The 19620-nt window shown below is 70.6% G+C and carries 14 protein-coding genes; 13 read left to right on the top strand and 1 reads right to left on the bottom strand.

The genetic code is table 11. The features are described from left to right. The first annotated feature begins 1 nt into the window (after position 1). The 6 genes from pstA to pstB all read left to right on the top strand — a co-directional run bounded on the left by pstA (position 2) and on the right by pstB (position 9629). Positions 2-1291 (top strand): phosphate ABC transporter permease PstA, encoded by a 1290-nt coding sequence (pstA, locus tag ADL25_RS16460; protein WP_063805656.1) that lies wholly within the window; start codon positions 2-4, stop codon positions 1289-1291. Continuing rightward, positions 1291-3018 carry a phosphate ABC transporter substrate-binding protein PstS gene (gene pstS, locus ADL25_RS16455; RefSeq protein WP_079050399.1) on the top strand — a complete coding sequence of 576 codons (1728 nt, stop codon included), beginning with the start codon at positions 1291-1293 and terminating at the stop codon, positions 3016-3018. Before pstA ends, pstS begins: the two co-directional genes overlap by 1 nt. Next, positions 3015-5648 (top strand): hypothetical protein, encoded by a 2634-nt coding sequence (locus ADL25_RS16450; RefSeq protein ID WP_059128485.1) that lies wholly within the window; start codon positions 3015-3017, stop codon positions 5646-5648. Before pstS ends, ADL25_RS16450 begins: the two co-directional genes overlap by 4 nt. 131 nt (positions 5649-5779) lie before the next feature. Beyond that, a complete protein-coding gene (locus ADL25_RS16445; protein ID WP_079050398.1) occupies positions 5780-7759 on the top strand; it encodes an Ig-like domain repeat protein in 1980 nt (659 codons plus the stop codon). Positions 7760-7845: 86 nt separating this feature from the next. Further along, a complete protein-coding gene (locus ADL25_RS16440) occupies positions 7846-8754 on the top strand; it encodes a sortase (protein ID WP_059128483.1) in 909 nt (302 codons plus the stop codon). A gap of 68 nt (positions 8755-8822) precedes the next feature. Continuing rightward, positions 8823-9629 (top strand): phosphate ABC transporter ATP-binding protein PstB, encoded by an 807-nt coding sequence (pstB, locus tag ADL25_RS16435; protein ID WP_059128544.1) that lies wholly within the window; start codon positions 8823-8825, stop codon positions 9627-9629. Between the two features lie 106 nt (positions 9630-9735). On the opposite strand, the gene ADL25_RS16430 is transcribed toward pstB, so the two are convergent. Beyond that, positions 9736-10401, bottom strand: a complete 666-nt coding sequence (locus ADL25_RS16430) for a class I SAM-dependent DNA methyltransferase (protein WP_234380940.1) — start codon at positions 10399-10401, stop codon at positions 9736-9738. Positions 10402-10858: 457 nt separating this feature from the next. Between ADL25_RS16430 and ADL25_RS16425 the strand changes: the two genes are divergently transcribed. The 7 genes from ADL25_RS16425 (at position 10859) to ADL25_RS16395 (ending at position 19613) form a co-directional block, all read left to right on the top strand. Then, complete coding sequence (locus ADL25_RS16425; protein ID WP_059128482.1) at positions 10859-12079, top strand: amidohydrolase; 1221 nt, start codon at positions 10859-10861, stop codon at positions 12077-12079. Between the two features lie 279 nt (positions 12080-12358). After that, complete coding sequence (locus ADL25_RS16420; protein ID WP_159044941.1) at positions 12359-13423, top strand: BMP family lipoprotein; 1065 nt, start codon at positions 12359-12361, stop codon at positions 13421-13423. Positions 13424-13847: 424 nt separating this feature from the next. Then, positions 13848-14894 (top strand): BMP family lipoprotein, encoded by a 1047-nt coding sequence (locus ADL25_RS16415; protein WP_059128480.1) that lies wholly within the window; start codon positions 13848-13850, stop codon positions 14892-14894. 273 nt (positions 14895-15167) lie between these two features. Next, positions 15168-16829 (top strand): ABC transporter ATP-binding protein, encoded by a 1662-nt coding sequence (locus ADL25_RS16410; RefSeq protein WP_181923360.1) that lies wholly within the window; start codon positions 15168-15170, stop codon positions 16827-16829. Then, entirely contained in the window at positions 16826-17953 is a 1128-nt protein-coding gene (locus tag ADL25_RS16405) for an ABC transporter permease (protein WP_059128478.1), read from the top strand. The genes ADL25_RS16410 and ADL25_RS16405 overlap by 4 nt, the downstream gene beginning before the upstream one ends. Then, entirely contained in the window at positions 17953-19215 is a 1263-nt protein-coding gene (locus ADL25_RS16400; RefSeq protein ID WP_059128477.1) for an ABC transporter permease, read from the top strand. Before ADL25_RS16405 ends, ADL25_RS16400 begins: the two co-directional genes overlap by 1 nt. Next, a complete protein-coding gene (locus ADL25_RS16395; RefSeq protein ID WP_079050397.1) occupies positions 19212-19613 on the top strand; it encodes a cytidine deaminase in 402 nt (133 codons plus the stop codon). The genes ADL25_RS16400 and ADL25_RS16395 overlap by 4 nt, the downstream gene beginning before the upstream one ends. Positions 19614-19620 lie beyond the last annotated feature (7 nt).

The following is a 19620-nucleotide window of genomic DNA, read 5'->3' as shown; positions in this document are numbered from 1 at the left end:
GATGACCGTCGTAGAAGAGACCACGACCGCACCGGTCGAGGCCCCGGCCGCTCCGGAAGCCGCCGAACTCCCGGACCGTCCCCGGCGCATCGGCGGCCCGACCCGCTCGGGTGTGCTGTCGCTGACGGGCGCCGCCGTCTCGGGGTTCTGCCTCACGGTGCTGCTGTTCGGGGAACTCGCCCCCTTCTCGGGAGTATTGGGCTTCACGGTCACCGCGTACCTCGCCTTCCTCGCCGTCTACGCCGTGCTCACCGGCCTGGAGGAGAACGGCCAGGCGGTCCGCGACCGGGTGATGACCGTGGTGCTGTGGACGGCGGCCACGCTGCTGTTCTCGGGGCTCGCCCTGGTCGTCGGCTTCACCGCCTGGCGCGGCCGAGAGGCGCTGCCGCACGGCAACTTCTTCACCCAGGACATGCAGGCGTCGGGTCCGCTCGACCCGCTCACCCACGGCGGCATCCTCCACGCGATGCTCGGCAGCCTCATCATGATCACCATCGCCCTGGCGATCACGGTCCCGCTCGGCCTGACCTGCGCGGTCTACCTCAACCAGATCCCGGGCCGCTTCTCCCGGTTCGTACGGACCATCGTCGAGGCGATGACCGCGCTGCCGTCGATCGTGGCCGGCCTGATGGTGTACGCCACCTGGATCCTCATCCTCGGCATGCAGAAGTCGGGCCTCGCGGCCGCCTTCGCGATCAGCGTGATGATGCTGCCGATCGTGATCCGCGCCGCGGACGTGGTGCTCCGGCTGGTACCGGGCAATCTGACCGAGGCCGCGGAGGCGCTCGGGGCGCCGCGCTGGCGGACCGTGTGGCACGTCGTCCTGCCGACGGCGCGCTCCGGACTCGCCACCGCCGTCATCCTCGGCACCGCGCGCGGCATCGGCGAGACCTCACCCGTGCTGCTCACCGCGGGCTTCACCGCGGCGCTGAACGCCGATCCGACGAGCGGGCCGATGATCTCGCTGCCGCTCGCCGTCTTCAACTTCGTCAAGTCGCCGCAACCCACCATGATCGCCCGTGGCTTCGGTGCGGCGGCCGTCCTGATGGCGCTGGTCCTGGTGCTCTTCGCGATCGCCCGGGTGATCGGCGGGCGCGGCCCCGGGCACCAGACCCGCCGACAGGCGCGGCGTACGGCCCGCGCCTCCCGCCGCGACACCGCCCGGTTCGCCGAACTGCACGCCCCCGGCCTCACGTTGTTCGAGGCCGATCCGCAAGTCGCCCCGTTCGACCGACCTACCGGGTCCGCCACCGACGAGGACCCCGGACAGAAGCCCGGAGAGACCCACTGATGCGCCGTCACCTGCCTCTTCTTCTGCGCCGCCTGCGCGCGCCGGGGATCCTCGGTGCACTGCTCGCCGTGATCGTCGGGCTGCTGGGCGGCCCGCTGACCGCGCCCGCGGCCGCCGCCGGCGGGGGCTACACCCCGATCGCCGGAGCCGGCTCCACCTGGGCCGAGAACGCCATCGACGAATGGCGCCGCGCCGTCAACCAGTACGGCATGCGAATCAGCTACGCCGGCAACGGCTCCTCCGACGGCCGGCGTCAGTTCCTCAGCGGCACGGTCGACTTCGCGGTCTCGGACATCCCGTTCCAGACCCACCCGACCGACGGCTCGGCGGCCGAACGGCCGGGCGCGGGCTCCTACGCCTACATGCCGATCGTGGCCGGTGGCACCGTCTTCATGTACCACCTGACCGCGGGCGGCAAGCGGATCACCAACCTGCGGCTCTCCGGCGACGTGGTCACCAAGATCTTCACCGGGGTCGTCAAGACCTGGGACGATCCGGTGATCAAGGCCGACAACCCGGGCCTGCGACTGCCGCACCGCGCCATCGTCCCCGTGGTCCGCTCCGACGGCTCGGGCTCCACGGCCCAGTTCACGATGTGGATGGCCGACCAGCACAAGGGCCTGTGGCAGGACTACTGCCGGCGGGTCGGCCGTGCCGGCGCCTGCGGGCAGACCTCGAACTACCCGACCGTCTCCGGAATGATCGCCCAGTCCGGCGACCTCGGTGTGGCCGGCTACGTGGCCCAGAACTACGGCGAGGGCGCGATCGGGTACGTCAACTACTCCTACGCGCTCAACGAGCACTATCCGGTCGCGAAGGTCCTCAACCACGCGGGCTACTACACCGAGCCGACCCCGCAGAACGTCGCGGTGTCGCTGCTCAAGGCCAAGATCAACACGAACAAGAGCTCGCCGGACTACCTCACCCAGCAGCTCGAGGGCGTCTACAACGACACCGACAAGCGCAACTACCCGCTGTCCAGCTACTCGTACATGATCCTGCCCCTCAAGGAGCAGGGCATCTTCACCAAGGCCAAGGGCAGGACGCTCGGCGCCTTCTCGTACTACTTCATGTGCCAGGGCCAGCAGCAGGCGCCCAAGCTCGGCTACTCGCCGCTGCCGATCAACCTGGTGCAGGCGGGCTTCGACCAGATCCGCCGCATCCCCGGAGTGCAGGCCCAGAACATCAACATCCGCGGCTGCAACAACCCGACCTTCACCACGAGCGGCCGCAACAAGCTGGCCGAGACCGCGCCCTACCCGGCCGCCTGCGACAAGAAGGGCGCTCCGCCCTGCACCACGGGCAGCGGGGGCGCCAAGGACGGCAGCGGGTCCGCGGGTTCGGGCGGCTCGAACGGCGGCGGCTCGAACGGCGGGCCGGCCACGGGCGGCGGCACCTCGGGCGGCGGCAGTGCCGCGGGCGGTGGTACGTCCGGCGGCTCCGGTGACAGCGCACAGCCGTCCGTCGACCCCGACACGGGGCAGACCATCGCGGCGGACGGAACGTCGGCGGTGGCCGGCGGCAGCACGGTCGCGGGCGGCACCGTCGCCCTCGCCCAGCCGGTCTCGGTGGCCGGGAGGCACGGCTGGACCGGCACCCAGACCTTGATGCTGCTCGCCGCGTTCCTGCTGCTCGGACTGGTTCTGCTGCCCTCCGTGGTCTCCCGCGCGATCGCCTCGCGCACCGGCACCCGGGACGGCCGCCTCACGGACGGGGACGGACGATGAGACGACTGCGCAACGCGCTCGTGCGCCTGGTCGCGGGAGCGGCCGTCGGCGCCCTCGCCGGATTCGCCGTGGCGCAGGCGGCCCCGCCCGCCACCGCCGCGGCCTCCAACGGCTCCGCCGTCACCGTCGCCGGGCGCGGCGAGTTCAAGGACATGAGGTTCACGGTCGACCAGACCACCCACCTCACCAGCCAGGCGGTCACCGTCTCCTGGTCCGGCGGCACCCCGACCACCTTCGCGGGCACGCGGTTCAACACCGACTTCGTGCAGATCATGCAGTGCTGGGGCGACGACGACGGCACCGTCCGGTCCAACCCCGGTCCGCCGCGCACCCAGTGCCAGTTCGGCGGCTCCCCGGTCACCGGGCGGGACAACTGGCCGGGCAACGACCGCGACGACACGCGCAAGATCACCTACAACGCCGACCCCACCAACTACGGCGACGACGACCGGTACGGGGCGGGCAACCCCTTCGGCCAGGGCGAGGTGCCCTTCAAGTCCGTCGACGGCACGGTCGTCACCAGCGACACCCAGAACAACCAGTTCTTCAACCGCAACACCACCAACGAGGTCGACTTCGCCCGCACCGGTGCCGACGGCAAGGGACACGAGTACGTCGAGGTGCAGACCGCCAACGAGGCCCCGCACCTGGGCTGCGGCATCCCGGTCACCCACAACGGCGTCACCAGGCCCCGCTCCTGCTGGCTGGTGATCGTCCCGCAGGGCCATCTGGACCTCGACGGCAAGCCGTACGCCGACCAGAGCCAGGTGAACGCGGGCTCCCCGGTCTCCTCGACCAACTGGCACAACCGCATCGCGATCCCGCTCCACTTCAACGCGGTCGGCACCAACTGCGCCCTCGGCTCCGAGGAGCGCCCCACCATCGGCAGCGAGCTCGCCGCCGACGCCATGACCAGCTGGCAGACGGCCCTGTGCCCGGCCGGCCGGGTGTACGGCTACACCCAGCTCGGTGAGCCCGACGCCCGTCAGCGGATCGGCACGGACGGGACCAACGGTCTCGCGTTCACCACCAGGGCCCTCGGGTCGGACGAAGGCACGACGGCGCCGCCCGGCACCACGACCTACGCACCGGTCGCGCTCTCGGGGGCCGTCATTGGCTTCACCATCGAACGCAGGCCCAAGGCGGGGGCGCCGGACAGCGTGCGCAAGCTCGCCGGCACGATGGTCGATTCCATCGACCTCACGCCCCGCCTGGTCGCCAAACTGCTGACCGAGTCCTACCGCAACTCCCCCTGGGGAGCGGTGCTCGGCGACAAGACGGCCGGCGGGTACGGCTGGGCGAAGAGCAACCCGGCGGGTCTGGCGAGCGACCCCGAGTTCATCGCGCTCAACCCGGAGTTCGCCGAACTGTCGGTCGCCGAGACCCCGGCCACCGACACCGATCTGCTCACCGCGGCCGGCCACTCGGACTCGGCCCGTGCGCTGTGGCAATGGGTCCTGTCCGACAAGGACGCCCGCCAGTTCCTCGCCGGTGTCTCCGACGACTGGGGCATGCGCGTCAACCCGTTCTACAGCACCAACGTGGACGTGAACCCGAGCGGCGCGGCCTTCGACCCGACCCGCACCGACAACTACCCGAGGAACGACCGCTGGTGCACGGTCCCCCCGGGCACGGGGGCGCCCAAGGAAGCCCTGCAGTGCATGACGGACTTCCACCCGTACGTGACGGACATGCACGACGCCGCGTTGCGTACCCGGCGTACCGACACGCTGTGGAAGTCCACCTGGGACGCCCTGGCCGACCCGCCCACCTACAAGAGCCCGGGGCCGCAGACTGTCGGCTCCCGGTTCGTGATCACGGTCACCGACGCGGCCTCCGCCACCCGCTTCGGGCTGCAGACCGCCAAGCTGCGCAACGCGGCGGGGGCGTTCGTCGCCCCCACCACCGCGTCGCTGTCCGCGGCCGCCTCCGGCGCCTCCGGCTCCGGAGTCGCGGAGATCGACCCGGACAAGGTCACCCAGAAGGGCGCCTACCCGCTCGCGCAGCTGGTCTACGCCGCGGTGCGCCCCAGCGAGATCGACGCGTCCGCCCGCAAGGACTACGCGGCCCTGCTGCGGTATGCGGCCGGAGCCGGGCAGATCAGCGGCGCCGACCCGGGCCGGCTGCCCCCGGGCTACGCCCCGCTGTCGCAGCGGCTGCGCGCCCGGACCGACCAGGCGGCCGACGCCCTGGTCCACTACACCGGGCCCTCCTCGCACGAGGGCGGCTCGGACGGCGGCGCCTCCGGCGGCACCGGTGACCTGGGCGGCTCGGACGAGACGGCGGGCGACGGCGCCACCACCGGCGGCACCGGGGACGGCACCGCGGCTCCGGCCGATGCCGACGCGAGTGCCACGCCCAGCGGCGCGCCCTCGTACGGCGGCGGCAAGGCTCTGCAGACCACGGCCCTCGGCACCACTCCCGCCGACCCGGCGAACGCGCTGCGTTACGCCGTCCCGGTGGGCGCCGCGCTCGGTGCCGCCGCGGCCGTCGGCGCCCCCTTCGCGGGCGGAAGCCGGCTGCGCCTGCCGCTGCGGGTGCCGCTCCCCGGCGGCCGCAACGTGACCGTCGTGCCCTCGGTCACCCTGCCCGAGCGGCTGCGGAAGCTGCTGCCACCGGGCCGGGACTGACACACCGGAGCGCCCGCCGGGCGCTCCCCACAGACGGCCGCCCGCCCCGAAAGGCAGTCGGGGCGGACGGCTCGCTCCACCCTGCCACATCCATTCGACGCATCCCGCTCACAACTGTCAGGAGACTCTCGATGCGCAGAACGCGCTCTACGGCGGCGCTTGTAGCCGCGGCCGTGGTGGCCGGCGGCCTGGCCCTCGCCGCCCCGGCGTCCGCCGACCCCGCCCCCGCCGGGACCTTCCGCAAGCTCGTCGGCGTGGGCTCCGACACCACGCAGGACGTGCTGAACGCCCTCGCCGGTGATGCCTCCGGCTACGCCCCGGTGAAGGCGCCGAGCGGTGCCGGCATCGCCTCCTACGACGCGGTCGAGCCCGGCACCGGCTCCACCACGTCCTCGATCCGGACCCGGTCGGGCGGCCCGTCCTTCCTGCGGCCCAACGGCTCCGGCAACGGCCGCATCGCGCTGACGATGGCGCTGACCGGCGACAAGTGGCCCAACAGCACCGGCACCACCATCAAGGGCCAGGTCGACTTCGCCCGCTCCTCCGGCGGCCCCAGCACCTCCGGTACCGCACTGACCTACATCCCGTTCGCCCGGGACGCGGTCGGCGTCGCGGTCAAGGGTTCGGCCCTGCACAAGCTGACGGTCGACCAGCTGCACGACATCTACGCCGGTACGCTCACGGTGGTGGAAGGCCAGACCGTCCACCCGAAGATCCCGCAGAGCGGGTCGGGCACCCGCAAGTTCTTCCTGTCGGCGATCGGCCTGAGCGACTCGACGATCGCGCCGACCATCCCGACCGTCCAGGAGAACCAGGCCGACGACGCCGTCACCGAGGACGGCGCCCTCGTCCCGTTCTCCGTGGGCAGCTGGATCGCCCAGAACAACGGCGTGGCCCCGGACCACAGCAAGGCCGCCGCCGCGGCCGGCGCCTACCTGGCCGCGGTGCGGCTGCCCGGCGACACCGGCGAGACCGAGCCGGTGAGCACGTCCAACGGCCACCTCGTCCCGCTCAACAGCTACTACGAGAACGCCACCTTCGGCCGCGACGTCTACAACGTCGTGCCCAGCCGGGCGATCGACCCGACCAGCATCTTCTTCGACAAGGACCTCTACGACGTCTTCGTCACGAACGGCAGCCACACCGCCGCGCTGGCGTCCGACGACGCAGAGAAGACCATCGCCGCCTTCGGCTTCGTGAACGAGTCCTACAACGGCTCGATCAACCCGACCAAGCACGCGAAGTTCGGCGGCCTCGAGGGGTCGACCTTCGACGCCAACACGCCCGGCAAGCCCGCGCTGAAGGCCACCCCCGGTGACGCGTCGGTCAAGCTGAGCTGGACCGCTCCGGCCCCCACCGGCCTGCCCGTCACCGACTACCGCGTGACGCTGACCGGTGCGGACGGCGCCGTCGTGGCCGTCAAGGACGTCCCGGCCACCGCCACCTCGTACACCTTCAGCGGTCTGGCCCTCGGCACCTACACCGCCTCGGTCAGCGCCGCGAACCTCAACGGCTCCGGCGTCCTCGCGACGTGGACCGGGGCCGTGAAGTACTCGAGCACCACCAAGGCGACCGCCGCCAAGACCGCGTACGGCAAGACGCCGAAGGTCGCCGTCACCGTCACCGGCACGCACGGCACCGTCGCGTCCGGCAAGGTGACGCTGAAGGACGGCAGCACCACCGTCGGGACCGGCACCCTGGACCGCTCCGGCAAGGTCACCATCGGCCTGTCGAACCACCTCAAGGTCGCCACGCACACCCTGACCGTCTCCTACGGCGGCAGCAGCAAGCTCAACACGTCCTCCACGACCGTCAAGCTGACGATCACCAAGGCGACCCCGTCGGTGAGCACCTCCGCGCCCAAGACGGTCAGCCACAACTCGCGTGCCAAGGTCACCGTGAAGGTCACCGCGACCGGCACCACCCCGACCGGCACCGTGCGCATCTACGCGGGTTCGCACGTCATCGCCACCGGCACGCTGAAGAGCGGCAAGGTGACCCTCACCCTGCCGAAGCTCAGCCGCGGCAACCACACCATGCACGCGTACTACACGGGCTCTTCGACCGTGAACTCCAGGAACGGCGTCAACTTCACCATCAAGTCCACCTGACGCCCGCTGCCGGGGAGACCGCGGCCACCGCGGTCTCCCCGGCCGTATCCGAACACCCTCATCACCATCGAAGGAGGCGGACCGCCGTGACCGTCGCCGTACCGACCACGTTCGCTCCGGCCGCACTGCGGGCGCGCGCCCGCAGCGTCACCGCCGTCCGCCACCTCGCCCGCGGCGCCCTGCTCAGCCTGGCCGCCCTGCTGCTCGGCATCACCGCCCAGCTGCTGGTGGTCAGCGGCATCCAGGAACGCTCCGCACAGCACACCGCGTTCGACGAGCTGCGCAACCAACTCGCCCTGGGCACCGCTCCGGTGGCCCAGACCGACCAGGACGGCCGGCTGCTGGCCCCCGGCACCCCGGTCGCGCTGATCGACATCCCCGCGCTCGACATGACCCAGGTCGTCCTCGAGGGCACCGACTCCACGGTCATGACGGACGGTCCCGGACACCGCAGGGACACCCCGATGCCCGGCCAGACGGGCACGAGCGTGCTGATGGGCCGGGCGGCCGCGTACGGCGGCCCGTTCGGAGGACTGGCCGGGCTCCGGGTGGGCACCAGATTCACGGTCGTCACCGGCCAGGGCAAGGCGACGTACCAGGTCCTCGGCGTGCGCCGGGCAGGCGATCCGGCACCCGCGCCCCTGTCCACGGGCAAGGGCAGGCTCGTGCTGGTCACGGCGACCGGCCCGGACTACATGCCGGGGGGCGTCCTGCGTGTCGACGCCGACCTGGTCTCCGCGCCCTTCCAGACACCGGCGGCCGTCATCCGCTCCGGCACGCTGCCGCAGTCCGAAGAGCCCCTTGCCCGCCCCGCCGGAGTGCCGTGGCCGCTGGTGATGTGGCTGCAGGCGCTGCTGCTCGTGTCCGTCGCCGCGGTGTGGGCATGGCACCGCTGGGGCCGCCACCAGACGTGGATCGTCTTCGCCCCCCTGGTCGCGGTGCTGGGCCTCCAGGTCGCCACGCGCACCACCGAACTGCTGCCCAACCTGCTGTGACCGCCGCACCGGCCCCGCCCCGAACCGAGGTACCCGACGTGACCGAGACCCTGATCGACACCGAAGCAATGCCGCCCCTGCCCACAGCCGCGGTCCCCGCTCCCGCCACCCTCGAAGCCCGCTCGGTGTCCGCCTGGTTCGGCAGCCACCAGGTGCTCAGCCGTGTCTCCCTGACGATGCCGGCCGGCCGGGTCACCGCGCTCATCGGCCCCTCCGGCTGCGGCAAGTCCACCTTCCTGCGCACCCTGAACCGGATGCACGAACTGATTCCGGCCGCGCAGCTCGCGGGTGAGGTGCTCTTCGACGGCGAGGACATCTACGCCCCCGAGCGACGGCTGACCGACGCCCGGCGCCGTATCGGCATGGTCTTCCAGAAGCCCAACCCGTTCCCCGCCATGTCGATCTACGACAACGTGGTGGCGGGCCTGCGGCTGACGGGAACGCGCGCGGCCCGCCGCACGAAGGACGAGCTCGTCGAGGAGTCGCTGACCCGCGCCGGCCTGTGGAAGGAGGTCAGGGACCGCCTGCGCCAGCCGGGTGGCGCGCTCTCCGGCGGCCAGCAGCAACGACTGTGCATCGCACGTGCGCTGGCCGTGCGGCCCCGGGTGCTGCTCATGGACGAACCGTGCTCGGCGCTCGACCCCACCTCCACCCGCCGAGTCGAGGAGACGATCCACGAACTCGCCGATCAGGTGACCGTCGTGATCGTCACCCACAACATGCAGCAGGCCGCCCGGGTCTCCCAGCAGTGCGCTTTCTTCCTCGCCGAACAGGGAACCCCCGGCGGGATCGTCGAGCACGGGCCCACGGAGGACATCTTCGGCACCCCGAAGGACCAGCGCACGGCGGACTACGTGGCAGGGCGGTTCGGCTGACGGGCCCGGCGGGCCGCCCGCCCGCCGTGTTCCGTGCCGGGCCGCGGGGCAGGACCCCGAATGGCGGAAGGGCCGGCCGGCGATTTCCGGCCGGTGGCCGACGCCGTCAGTCCAGGGGGCCCGGCTTGCGGGCAAGCAGGAACGCGCGCGGCCGGTGCTCGCCCGCGTCCGGCTCCAGGAGTATGCGTGCCCGCAGGGGCATACCCGCTTTCGCGAGGTGGTCCGCGACCGTCTGCGGCGCGTGCCAGTGGTGGTCGAGCGCCGTCTCCCGCCCGGAGCCTCCCGCGACCCGCCCGTGCTCGTCGTCACCCGTACGGAACGCCACGAGGGCGTGGCCGCCGGGGGTCAGGACCCGGTGGAACTCGTCGAACGCCGTCGTCAGGTGCTCCTGGGGCACGTGGTCGATCACATTGAGCGCCGCGATGGCGCCCAGGGTGTCCGGCGGCAGGTCCAGGGCCGTCATCGTGCCCACGTGGAACCGGACACCGGGGTGCGTGCGGCGGGCCAGATCCACCATCCGGGGGGAGAGGTCCACTCCGAAGACGGGGACGCCGAGGTCCTGCAGGCGGGCCGTGACGTGCCCGGGGCCGCAGCCGAGGTCGGCCAGCGGGGCCGGACCGTTCGCCCGTACCAGATCCGCGAGGGCGCCGACCAGGGCCGACTCCAGCGGGCGATTCCCCGGGGTGTCGGGGTGGTGTGCGTCGTAGTCCGGGGCCATGGCGTCGCATGCGAGTCGTGCGGTACGGATGAAGTCCGGTTCCTGGTGGTTCACGGTGGCGCACGCTACCGCCGGGGGCCGGGCCCCGGCGGCTGCTTTCCAGGGTTCACCGTCCAGCCATGTGAACGTCGGCCGTGGGTGCCGCAGGGCGAACCAGCGCGTGGACCGGGGCTTACGGGAGAGGAACCGGGCCATGACGTGGTATCCGTGGGGTACGGGAATCGCACGGACCCTCCGGGCGTTCCCGTCACGGGACGCTCGCACAGGGGAGCGGGCCCGTGCAGGGATCACCGGACGCCCCCGTGGCGCCGGACGGCTCCGCGGTCACCCCGGCGGACCCGGCCAGGACACCGTCAAGGTCCCGACGCCCGAAAGACGGGTGAGCATACCCATTCCGCCCGCCGACCATGCGGCGTGCGGCCGACTTTTCTTCGCCTGACGGGCTGAAGTTTTGTGATCGCGGGTAGGTCGGCCGCCCGATCGCCCTACCCTTCAAAGGGTGAACCACGTGATGTCCAGAGAGTCCGAGGCCGAAAATCCGGGGAACGCCGTGCTCCCCGGCGCGCTGCCCGAGGCGCTGCGCGCCGAACTCGTGGCCTTCCGCCGCGATCTGCACATGCATCCGGAACTCGGCAACCAGGAGTTCCGCACCACCGCCGCGATCAAGGGCCGCCTGGAGCAGGCCGGACTCGCCCCGCGCGTCCTCGACGGCGGCACCGGGCTCGTCTGTGACATCGGCGACGTGGACGGCGTACGTCCCATGCTCGCCCTGCGCGCCGACATCGACGCGCTCCCCATCCCCGACACCAAGGCCGACTGCGCCTACCGCTCGACGGTGCCCGACCGTGCCCACGCCTGCGGTCACGACGTGCACACCACGGTCGTCCTCGGCGCCGGTCTCGTCCTTGCCGAGCTGCACCGCGAGGGCAGGCTGCCGCGGCCCGTGCGGCTCCTGTTCCAGCCCGCGGAGGAGGTTCTGCCCGGCGGGGCCGCCGACGCCATCGTGTCGGGTGTCCTCGACGGCGTCGGGCGGATCATCGCCGTGCACTGCGACCCCAGGGTCGACGCCGGGCGGATCGGGCTGCGGCACGGCCCCATCACCTCCGCCTGCGACCGGCTCGAAGTGGGTCTCGACGGCCCGGGCGGCCACACCGCCCGCCCTCACCTCACCACCGACCTCGTCACTGCCGTCGCACGCGTCGCCACCGAGGTGCCGGTACTGGTCGCGCGCCGTGTCGACGCCCGCAGCGGACTCGGGGTCACCTGGGGCCGCATCGAGTCGGGGCACGCCCCCAACGTCATCCCGCAGCACGCCGAGCTCTCCGGGACCGTGCGCTGTCTGGACCTCGACGCCTGGCGGCAGGCGCCCGACCTCGTGCACGCCGCGATCGACGAGATCGCCAACCTGTACAAGGCCAAGTCGGAGATCAACTACATCCGCGGGGTGCCGCCCGTCGTCAACGATCCGGTGGTCACCGAGCTGCTGCGCGAGGCCATGACCGCGCGCCGCGGCAGCCATTCCGTCGAGGACACCGAACAGAGCCTCGGCGGCGAGGACTTCTCCTGGTATCTGGAGCACGTGCCCGGAGCGATGGCCCGCCTCGGGGTCCGCCGTCCTGGCGAGCGCCTCGTCCGCGACCTCCACCAGGGCGACTTCGACGTCGACGAGCACGCCATCACGGTCGGCGTGGAACTGTTCACGGCGGCGGCGCTGCTGGACGCGGAGCGGTAGGTCCGCGCACCCCGGCGAGTTGGCCGGAAGGTGCTCTCCGAGTGGTCGGAAGGGGTGCCCGATTGGCACCCCTTCATCCGTTCGCGTCACGCGTGCGTCACGGTCGGCGCGCAAACGTAACCCGGTGGCGGCACGAATCGATAACGGCCACGTGGAACCCCGTTCCTCTCCCCTTCTACGCGCGTTACTGTGCGCCGAAATCGCCGCGGTGGCGGCGCATTGGGGAATGCGGACCGGTGACGGTGCCGTGGGGAAAAAGGGGTGCTTGCTGTGCGTCTGATCTCACGGAGGACGAGGTTCTCCCACGCTGCGGTGGCCGTCGCGGTCATCGCCCTCGCGGCCGCCGGGTGCGGCAAGTCCAGCTCGGAGTCGAGCAGCAGCTCGGACAAGAACTCCTCCGGCTACTCGGGCAAGGGCATCGGCCTGGCGTACGACATCGGCGGCAAGGGCGACCAGTCCTTCAACGACGCCGCGTACGCCGGCTTCCAGAAGGCCGAGAGCGAATTCAAGCTCGGTGGCCGGGACATCGAGCCGCAGGACGGCGAGTCCGACGCGGACAAGGTGCAGCGCCTGGAGACGCTGGCCAAGTCCGGCTACAACCCGGTGATCGGTGTGGGCTTCGCCTACGCGCCCGCCGTCAAGGAGGTCTCGGTCAAGTACCCGAAGGTCACCTTCGGCATCATCGACGACAACACGATCCAGGCGAAGAACGTCGCCGACATGGTCTTCCACGAGGAGCAGTCCTCCTACCTCGCGGGCGTCGCGGCGGCGAAGACGACCAAGAAGAAGCACATCGGCTTCATCGGCGGCGTGGACATCCCGCTCATCCACAAGTTCGAGGCGGGCTTCGCCCAGGGTGCCAAGTCGGTCGACCCGAGCATCAAGATCGAGTCGCAGTACCTGACCCAGACGCCCCAGGAAGGCGGCTTCTCCAGCCCCGACAAGGGCAAGGACGCGGCGAACGGCCAGATCGAGGCGGGCGCGGACGTCATCTACCAGGCGGCGGGTCTGTCCGGTCAGGGCGTGATCCAGGCCGCGGCCGCGCACAAGGTGTGGGCGATCGGTGTCGACTCCGACCAGTACCAGCAGAGCGCGCTGGCCAAGTACAAGGACTACATCCTCGGCTCGGCCCTGAAGAACGTCGGCGGCGCGGTCTACGACCTGACGAAGTCGGTCGTGGACGGCAAGCCGCTGTCCGGTGAGGTGCGTGGCGACCTCAAGTCCGGCGGCGTCGGCTTCGCGGACACCAACCCGAAGTACCAGGCGATGAAGGACGTGGTGGCCGCGGTCGACAAGGCCAAGCAGGACATCATCGACGGCAAGATCACCGTCAACACGAAGTAGTCGCACGGGTCGTTCCACGACATGAGGGCGCCCCCGGCCGGAACATCGGCCGGGGGCGCCCTCATGTGCGGGTGTCCGAGCCGCTCCCTGCCATCGGGCGGTCCGGCCCGGCGACGTCCGCGCCCCGCGGCGTGGGCGGCCGCGACGCCTCCCTGTCACCGTTCTGCGCGGTGTACCGGCGGCGCGGAGGCGACCCGGCCTCCCCCATGTGCCGCCCGGGCACCGGCCGTGTTCCCACGGCCCGCACGGCACGCCGGTCCTCGCCTCCCGCAAGCGGCGCACCGCTCTCCGTGACGTGTCCTGTGTCTGTGGCCACATCTCGATAACGGACCGGACAGAAGGGGTTTTCCGTCTGGTCTACGCGCGTTACGCTGCCGCGGAACCAGCGCCTGGTATGGGCGCACGCACAAAGGAGTCACGTTCCATGCGCCGGGTGTCCCGCTTCGCCGTTGCCGGTGCTGCAGCCGCAGCACTTGCCGTCACCGTTTCCGCCTGCGGAAGCTCGTCCACAGGGTCCGCCGGGAGCGGCGCTAGCAAGGGCATAGGCCTGGCGTACGACGTCGGCGGCAAGGGCGACCAGTCCTTCAACGATGCAGCGTACGCCGGTTTCCAGAAGGCCGAGAAGGACTTCGGTGTCAGCGGCCGGGACATCGAGCCGCAGGACGGCGAGTCCGACGCGGACAAGGTGCAGCGCCTGGAGACGCTGGCCAAGTCCGGCTACAACCCGGTCATCGGTGTCGGCTTCGCCTACGCGCCCGCCGTCAAGGAGGCCGCGGCCAAGTACCCGAAGATCACCTTCGGCATCATCGACGACAACACCATCCAGGCGAAGAACGTCGCCGACCTGGTCTTCCACGAGGAGCAGTCCTCCTACCTGGCCGGTGTCGCCGCCGCCAAGGCCACCAAGAAGAACCACATCGGCTTCATCGGCGGTGTGGACGTTCCGCTCATCCACAAGTTCGAGGCGGGCTTCGACCAGGGCGCCAAATCGGTCAACCCGAGCATCAAGATCGAGTCGCAGTACCTGACGCAGACGGCCCAGGAGGGCGGCTTCTCCAGCCCCGACAAGGGCGAGAACGCCGCGAACGGTCAGATCGACGCCGGTGCGGACGTCGTCTACCACGCCGCCGGCCTGTCCGGCCAGGGTGTCATCAAGGCCGCCGCCGCACACAAGGTGTGGGCGATCGGCGTGGACTCCGACCAGTACAGCCAGGGTGCTCTGTCGGCGTACAAGGACTCCATCCTCACCTCGGCCCTGAAGAACGTCTCGGGTGCGGTCTACGACCTCGCCAAGTCGGTCATCAAGGACCACAAGCCGCTGTCCGGCGATGTCCGCGGCAGCCTCGACAACGGCGGCGTCGGCCTCGCCGACTCCAACCCGGCGTTCAAGAACAACGCCGACCTGCAGGCCGCGCTGAAGAAGGCCGAGCAGGGCATCAAGGACGGCTCGATCACCGTCAAGACGTCCTGACCGTCCGCCTGCGCTGACGTACAACCCCCGGGTCCCGGCACCGACGTCACGGTGCCGGGACGCCCAGGACAAGAGGCCATAACAGGCCATGGTCAAGGCGTCGTCGTGATGGCAGCGTTAAGGCCAGGGAACGGGGTGTGGGAAGGAAGTCCGACCCGCACCCCGTTCGCGCGGCACAATGCTCGGAACGATCGGAACCGGTCAGGTCCGAGCACTATTTAAGGCAGGGGCGCTACGCGCGTAGAGGGGCCCCTTTTCCAAGAGGAGTGCGCCATCGACGCGTCCAGCAGCCCTCCGCTCACCGCACCGTCGACGATCGCGGTCGAGCTGGCGGGAATCACCAAGCGCTTCCCGGGTGTCGTTGCCAACCATGACATCCACCTCACGGTCCGCAAGGGCACCGTGCACGCCCTGGTCGGCGAGAACGGCGCCGGCAAGTCGACGCTGATGAAGATCCTCTACGGCATGCAGAAGCCCGACGAGGGCACCATCACCGTCGCCGGTGAGCAGGTCGCCTTCCACAGCCCGGCCGACGCCATCGCGCGCGGCATCGGCATGGTCCACCAGCACTTCATGCTCGCCGACAACCTCACGGTCCTGGAGAACGTGGTCCTCGGCAGCGAGAAGCTGTACGGCATCGGCGCCACCGCGCGCAAGAAAATCAAGGAGATCTCCGACCGGTACGGGCTGAACGTGCGTCCCGACGTCCTCATCGAGGACCTCGGTGTCGCCGACCGTCAGCGCGTGGAGATCCTCAAGGTCCTCTTCCGCGGCGCCACGACGCTGATCCTGGACGAGCCGACCGCCGTGCTCGTCCCGCAGGAGGTCGACGCGCTCTTCGACAACCTGCGCGAGCTGAAGTCCGAGGGCCTGTCCGTCATCTTCATCTCCCACAAGCTGGGCGAGGTCCTCTCGGTCGCCGACGAGATCACCGTCATCAGGCGCGGTACGACGGTCGGCACCGCCGTCCCCGCCGAGACCACTCCCCGCCAGCTCGCCGAGCTGATGGTGGGCAGCGAACTGCCCACCCCGGAGACCGCCGAGTCCACGGTCACCGACAAGCCCGTCGTCGAGGTCAAGGGCCTCACGGTCTACGCGAGCGGGGGCGCCTCCCTGGGAGAGCTCGCCGAGCCCGCGGGCACCGGTCTGCTGACGGAGGAGGTGTCGGAGGCCGACGGTGTGCGCCGCGTCCTGGACGACATCACCTTCACCATCCACGCGGGCGAGGTCATGGGCGTCGCCGGCGTCGAGGGCAACGGCCAGAGCGAGCTCATCGAGGCGCTGATCGGCCTGAAGAACGCCGACTCCGGGACCATCGCCTTCCTCGGCGAGGAGATCACCTCCTGGGCCACCCGGAAGCGCCGGGAGAAGGGCATCGGGTACATCCCCGAGGACCGGCACCGTCAGGGGCTGCTGCTGGAGGCGCCGCTCTGGGAGAACCGGATCCTCGGCCACGTCACCGAGCGCCCCAACGCCAAGGGCTTCTGGATCGACCCCAAGGGCGCCCAGGAGGACACCCGGCGGATCGTGAAGGACTACGACGTCCGCACCCCCGGCATCGACGTCACCGCGGCCTCCCTCTCCGGCGGCAACCAGCAGAAGCTGATCGTCGGCCGGGAGATGAGCCACGCGCCGAAGTTCCTGATCGCCGCTCACCCCACCCGCGGTGTGGACGTCGGCGCGCAGGCCGCGATCTGGGACCACATCCGCGCGGCCCGCCGCGAGGGCCTGGCCGTACTGCTGATCTCCGCCGACCTGGACGAGCTCATCGGCCTGTCCGACACCCTGCGGGTGATCTACAACGGCAGGCTGGTCGCCGACGCCGACCCCGCCACCATCACTCCGGAGGAACTGGGCTCGGCCATGACCGGCGCCGCGTCCGGTCATCTGGAACACGTCGACGAAGCAGCCGCCCCGGAGGACGAGGCCCGATGAAGAAGTTCGACAAGGAGCGCGCGCTCCTCGCGGTGGCCGGTCCGGTCCTCGCGCTCGTCGCGGCGATCGTGCTGACCTCGATCGTGCTGATCGCCTCGGGCAAGAACCCGTTCGAGCCCTACCGGCTGATGCTGGAGCAGGTGGGGTTCTCCGACATCCAGGTTCTGATCATCAACCAGGCGTCGCTGTACTACATCGCCGCTCTCGCGGTGGCCCTCGGCTTCCGTATGAACCTGTTCAACATCGGTGTCGACGGGCAGTACCGTCTGGCCGCCATGATGACCGCCGTCGTCGGCGCGCACGTGGCCCTGCCGTCCTTCCTGCAGGTCCCGATGCTTCTGCTGGTGGGTCTGCTCACCGGTGCCTTCTGGGCCGGCATCGCGGGCGTCCTGAAGGTCACCCGGGGCGTCAGCGAGGTCGTCTCGACGATCATGCTCAACGCCATCGCCACCAGCGTGATCGGCTATCTCACCCTCACCGACAACTTCGGTGTGCTGGTCGGTGACAACATCACCACCGGCGTGATGAAGGAGTCCGGCTGGGTGCCCGGCATCAACCTCGGCGCCGACGTCGGCGAGATCTACGGCCTGGTCTTCCTCGCCGTCCTCCTGGGCATCGGCTACTGGCTCGTCCTGAACCGCACGCGCTTCGGCTTCGACCTGCGGGCCACCGGCGCCTCCGAGACCGCCGCCGCGGCCTCCGGCGTCGACGCCAAGAAGATGGTCTTCACGGCGATGCTGATCTCCGGTGGTGTCGCCGGTCTGTCCGGCCTGCCGCTGCTGCTCGGCGACTCCCACACCTACGCCCTGACCTTCCCGGCCGGTCTCGGCTTCACCGCCATCGGCATCGCCCTGCTGGGCCGCAACAACCCCGGCGGCATCGCGCTCGCCGCGCTGCTGTGGGCCTTCCTGGACAAGGCGTCCCCGGCTCTCGACTACGCGACCCCGGTCGCGTACGAGAAGGAGATCGCCACGATCATGCAGGGTCTGATCGTCTTCGCGGTCGTCATCTCCTACGAGGCCGTGCGCCAGTGGGGCCTGCGCCGCCAGCAGAAGCGGGTCGGCGCGGAGCTGGCCGCCGCGGCCGCCGGCAACAACAACCACAAGAAGGAGGTGGCTGCCTGATGACCACCGCGACCGTCGCGAAGCCGAAGGCGCAGCAGCCCGGCAAGGGCAGCCGCCGTGTCTCTCTCCCCGTGCTCCTGCTCGTCATCGCGGGTGTGCTGGTGCTCACCTCGATCGTCCGCCTGATCAGCGGCGCGGAGGGGATCACCTCGACCGGGCAGATGTCCACCGCCCTGCGCCTGGCCGTCCCGATCGGCCTCGCGGGCCTCGGCGGCCTGTGGTCCGAGCGTTCCGGCGTCGTCAACATCGGCCTCGAGGGCATGATGATCCTCGGCACCTGGTTCGGCGCCTGGGCCGGCTACCAGTGGGGCCCGTGGACGGGTGTCGTCTTCGGCATCATCGGAGGCGCCCTCGGCGCCGTCCTGCACGCCATCGCCACCGTCACCTTCAACGTGAACCACATCGTCTCCGGTGTGGCCATCAACATCCTGGCCCTCGGTGTCACGCGCTATCTGTCGAAGTTCACCTTCGAGGACCAGCCGCAGGGCTCCTCCAAGCAGTCCCCGCCGATCGACTCACTGGGCACCTTCGACATCCCCGGCCTGTCCAGCTGGCTGGACACGCTGAACCAGAAGCACTGGTTCCTGGTGTCGGACATCGCGGGCCTGATCGGCGGCCTGTTCACCGACCTGTCGCCGCTCACCGTGATCGCGGTGGCCCTCGTCCCGGTCACCTGGTGGGTGCTGTGGCGCACCGCCTTCGGTCTGCGCCTGCGCTCCTGCGGCGAGAACCCGGTGGCGGCCGAGTCGCTCGGCGTCAACGTCTACAAGTACAAGTACATCGCCGTGATCATCTCCGGTGGTTTCGCGGGTCTCGGCGGTGCGTTCCTGTCGATCGTGGCGTCCAACGTGTACCTGGACGGCCAGACGGCCGGCCGCGGTTACATCGGTCTGGCCGCGATGATCTTCGGCAACTGGATGCCGGGTGGACTCGCCCTCGGCGCGGGCCTGTTCGGCTACACCGACAGCCTCAACCTGCGCGGCGGCACCACCAACGTGCACGCGCTGATCCTGCTGCTCGCGATCCTGCTGGTGTTCGGCGCCGCGTACCTGGCCTGGCGCAAGCGCTACCTTCCCGCGCTGATCACGGCCGTCGTCTCGGCCCTGATGTTCGTCTGGTACGTCAGCACCAACGAGGTCCCCAAGCAGCTGGTGAGCGCCACCCCGTACATCGTCACCCTGCTGGTGCTCTCGCTGTCCGCGCAGAGCCTGAGGATGCCGAAGGCGGACGGTCTGCCGTACCGGAAGGGGCAGGGCAAGTGACCCCGCCCGCGACGGTCGACTGGGCGGCCCTGCGGGAGGAGGCGCGTACCGCGATGGCCCGCGCCTACGCCCCCTACTCGGGCTACCCGGTCGGCGCGGCCGCCCTCGTCGACGACGGGCGGGTCGTCACGGGCTGTAACGTCGAGAACGCCTCGTACGGCCTCGGCCTGTGTGCCGAGTGCGGGCTGATCTCGCAGTTGCAGAACACCGGGGGCGGGAGGCTGACGCACTTCACCTGTGTGGACGGCGAGGGAGAGATCCTCGTCCCCTGCGGGCGCTGCCGGCAGTTGCTCTACGAGTTCGGCGGCCCCGGCCTGCTGCTCGAGACCCCGGCCGGGATCCTGCCGCTCTCCGAGATGCTGCCGCAGGCCTTCGGACCGGACCATCTCACCAAGTAACTCCCGT

Origin of the sequence: Streptomyces sp. NRRL F-5122 (assembly GCF_001507435.1) — a bacterium.
Lineage (GTDB): Bacteria > Actinomycetota > Actinomycetes > Streptomycetales > Streptomycetaceae > Streptomyces > Streptomyces lannensis.
Note: the sequence above shows the minus strand (reverse complement) of the source record. Positions and strands in the feature narration are given on the sequence as shown.

What these genes read in the sequence shown, in the direction of transcription:
- pstA (WP_063805656.1), top strand. Translation starts at nt 2, where the DNA reads ATGACCGTCGTAGAAGAGACCACGACCGCACCGGTCGAGGCCCCGGCC.
- pstS (WP_079050399.1), top strand. Translation starts at nt 1,291, where the DNA reads ATGCGCCGTCACCTGCCTCTTCTTCTGCGCCGCCTGCGCGCGCCGGGG.
- ADL25_RS16450 (WP_059128485.1), top strand. Translation starts at nt 3,015, where the DNA reads ATGAGACGACTGCGCAACGCGCTCGTGCGCCTGGTCGCGGGAGCGGCC.
- ADL25_RS16445 (WP_079050398.1), top strand. Translation starts at nt 5,780, where the DNA reads ATGCGCAGAACGCGCTCTACGGCGGCGCTTGTAGCCGCGGCCGTGGTG.
- pstB (WP_059128544.1), top strand. Translation starts at nt 8,823, where the DNA reads ATGCCGCCCCTGCCCACAGCCGCGGTCCCCGCTCCCGCCACCCTCGAA.
- ADL25_RS16425 (WP_059128482.1), top strand. Translation starts at nt 10,859, where the DNA reads ATGTCCAGAGAGTCCGAGGCCGAAAATCCGGGGAACGCCGTGCTCCCC.
- ADL25_RS16415 (WP_059128480.1), top strand. Translation starts at nt 13,848, where the DNA reads ATGCGCCGGGTGTCCCGCTTCGCCGTTGCCGGTGCTGCAGCCGCAGCA.
- ADL25_RS16405 (WP_059128478.1), top strand. Translation starts at nt 16,826, where the DNA reads ATGAAGAAGTTCGACAAGGAGCGCGCGCTCCTCGCGGTGGCCGGTCCG.
- ADL25_RS16400 (WP_059128477.1), top strand. Translation starts at nt 17,953, where the DNA reads ATGACCACCGCGACCGTCGCGAAGCCGAAGGCGCAGCAGCCCGGCAAG.